The following is a 3,044-nucleotide window of genomic DNA, read 5'->3' as shown; positions in this document are numbered from 1 at the left end:
AACCAACGTAATTCAGGCATGTTATCACGATACAATTGTATAAAGTTATAGTTCTTTTTTTCTTCTTCTTTTTGCTTTTCTGTTTTCTCTTTTTCTTCTTCAAGCTCTAGTAACTTTTGAATTTTGTTCAATTCTTCGCTTGTTAATTCAACTGTAATCTTTTTTTCTTCTTGATTATCCAATTGCAACACCTCTGATACCATTTTTTTATTCCCTCCTATGTATCACAAGCTATGATACATTTATGTATCAACTTTGTTACATCGTATAACAAATAAATAGGCATGTAAATAATTATTTGTTACATCTTGTAACAAATATGTATCACAAGCTATGTTACATTTATGTATCACAAGCTATGTTACATTTGCTCTTTAAAAAGCCTTATTTATCAAGGTTTTTAGCCTGTCTCTTTCTATATCTCCTAGTAGGGCTTTTCTCCATACAATGGTTAGGTAGTATTTTTTGAGAAACCCACTCAAAAAATCTCCACCTTTCCTCCATTGCATTCCGAAATTCGGCGGGGGTTGGTATGTCGCCAAGCCGAACAGACCAAAAACAAGGACTTAGGTTGCTCGACTTGGACTAGCAATTGTACCCGCCGAACCGCCAGTTCTATCGTTCTAAGCAACAAGCTTACTCCATATTCAGTTACGTTAAATTCCTGGGGGCTAGCCCCCAACCCCCCCAGCCAGCACTCACACCCAAAAACAAGGAGATTTCTTTTTAGATTGGTAAATTTAGTATATTGTTATTAAAGAAGAAAGGAAGTTTTATATGAATTTATTAAAAAATATTAGATTACTATTTTGTTTTGAAATTTTAGTTGTAGCCTTCATTTGTACACGAGGTTATGTGAAATCGGATTGTCCTCTTTATATTCCAATTAGTATTTTTGTGTTAGCTATTGGTTTGCTTTCCTTTTTTGAATATAGAAAAAGGAAAGTGAATGAAAAGAGGTAGTTACATGGTGTGTGTCAACGGTACCGGACCGAACCCGTAAGGGGACGGGAGGATAAGGAGTTGACACACTAACTATGCAACCCTTTGGTGGTTTGTCAAAAGGTACCCTTTTGACCCTGCCAACCGGCGAGGGAGCCCCTCAAGGATTGAGGGGTTGGGGAGTTCGATTGATGGGGTCAAGGGGAAGAGTTCCCCTTGTAGGTGCGGACAAAGTCCGAGGTCTTTTTCTTTGCCATGCGGGGCATGGCGCGGCACCGCCGCCAAGCGTCGCAGACCCTTTTCATTGTGATGTGTAGCGGAGCGGAATGTCACAATACAGAAAAGGTTACTTTGCCAAAGTAACAAAGCTTTTGGTATAGTGGGAGCAAGGAGTTGATTCGTCATGAGCATGTCAGTTTCTTTGAAAAAGGCAACGAACAAAACCAATATCAAACACAATAATAGGACAATAAGCGAGAAGGAAAAAGAGCGAAATTCGCATATTGATTATTCACGTTCTGATGAAAATAAATATCTTGTTCAGAAAGATTTAAAGGAATTGTATCAAGAAGAGTTCGGAGAAGCGTTGGAGAAATATAATGCCAAACAAAAACGATCTGATAGAAAAATTGAGGATTATTATAAGCACATTCAGTCCAGTAAGAAAACTTCGCTTCAGCAAGAAATGATCATTCAAGTGGGTGATTTAAACGACTTCATTCGCAATGCCGATTATAAAAGAGCAAATGAAATTTTGTTAGAGTGGTTCAAGGATTTTGAGAAACGAAATCCTAATTTAAAAGTTTATAATGCGGTCATTCACAATGACGAGACAAGCCCTCATATGCATTTAAATTTTGTGCCTGTGGCGAGTGGATATAAGCGAGGACTTGAAAAGCAAGTATCATTTGACCGAGCCATTATGCAACAAGATTCAGCACTAGATAAAACTCGTCCTTTTGATGATTGGCGAGAAAAAGAAGTAAAGTTGTTAGAAAAAATATTGAAAGAGCGTGGCATTGAACGAAAACTAGTTGGTTCAAATGAATATAAAGATGTCAATGAGTACAAAGAAAAAAAGGATTTAGAAAGGGAAATTCAATGGCTAGAAGAAAAAATAGCCAAAAAGAAAGATGAACTTGTGAAAGTTAGTGAGCAAGTTCCTGAAAAGAAAATGAATCTAAAGAGTAAAAAGAAAGAGATTAAGACAGAGGTGAAACCTAAATTTATTGGGAAACCTGACATCATTGAAAAAGAAACAGGTAATTATGTTTATACACCAAAACAAGTTAAATATCTGGAAGATTTGGTAAGTGCAGCTGTCACTGTAAAAAAAGATTATGAGCGTTTGCAGACAACGGATCTAGTTCAGGAAAATAAAAATCTTCGTGAGGAAGTCTATCAAAAAACGAAGGAAAATGAACAGTTAAAAAAGGAATTGGCGTCAGCTACGCTTGAAATCGGTTCATTAAAGGGCGATATACACTATTTGAAGGCTCATATACGTGATTTGAAAGCGAACATAAAGGTTTTATACCAACAAACAAAAAAAGTCTTTAAAGAGCAATTTGAGGCGTTTAGAGGGCTTATCAAAAATGAATTGGATATAAAAGGTATAGACAATCAGTTCGAACGTGAGCATAACAGAGAAATGAAAAGCAAAAGTAAACAGAAAGAACATGACATGGACAGGGGGCGATAAAAAAGCGATACCTATTGTAAGGGGGATCGCTTTTTTGTTCTATTTTATCCCTTCTCTTTCGCGTAAGGCTTTGAATCTATCGAATTGGTTTCTATATTGATAATCTTTATTTTCCTTTTTACTAACAAGGATTTTTCCGTCATATTTTGCGAATTTTTTACTTGTGTTTTTATCTGTCCATGCAAGATTTTCATTAACTACATAAACATTTGATGTGCCCATTTTTAATACATCAATAAAACCATTTTCTTCAAGGATTTTAATTGCTCTGTAAATCGTCATTCTTGATTTTGCGAAATAATCTTCAAAAACTGAATATGAACAAGCTAAAGCATTACGGTTGTCCATATGTTCTAATATAAAAAATAACAAACTACTAGCAAATGGCTGTTTTGTCATT

Annotated in this window: 2 protein-coding genes and 1 pseudogene; 1 reads left to right on the top strand and 2 read right to left on the bottom strand. The window is 35.7% G+C overall.

The genetic code is table 11. From position 1 onward, the window contains the following. Positions 1–203, bottom strand: a pseudogene (locus BPMYX0001_RS33555) (replication protein); the annotation flags it as partial. Positions 204–1,345: 1,142 nt separating this feature from the next. Here BPMYX0001_RS33555 and BPMYX0001_RS28625 point away from each other — a divergent pair. After that, positions 1,346–2,644 carry a plasmid recombination protein gene (locus BPMYX0001_RS28625; protein ID WP_006097639.1) on the top strand — a complete coding sequence of 433 codons (1,299 nt, stop codon included), beginning with the start codon at positions 1,346–1,348 and terminating at the stop codon, positions 2,642–2,644. A gap of 39 nt (positions 2,645–2,683) precedes the next feature. On the opposite strand, the gene BPMYX0001_RS28620 is transcribed toward BPMYX0001_RS28625, so the two are convergent. Then, the coding region (locus tag BPMYX0001_RS28620; RefSeq protein WP_006097638.1) for a replication/maintenance protein RepL at positions 2,684–3,044 on the bottom strand (361 nt) is incomplete at its 5' end.

It is taken from the genome of Bacillus pseudomycoides DSM 12442 (genome assembly GCF_000161455.1).
Taxonomy (GTDB): Bacteria; Bacillota; Bacilli; order Bacillales; family Bacillaceae_G; genus Bacillus_A; species Bacillus_A pseudomycoides.
This window is presented reverse-complemented; position numbering and strand designations above follow the sequence as displayed.

Excerpts from the sequence above, each read along its gene's own strand:
- BPMYX0001_RS28625 (WP_006097639.1), top strand. The coding sequence starts at position 1,346 with ATGAGCATGTCAGTTTCTTTGAAAAAGGCAACGAACAAAACCAATATC.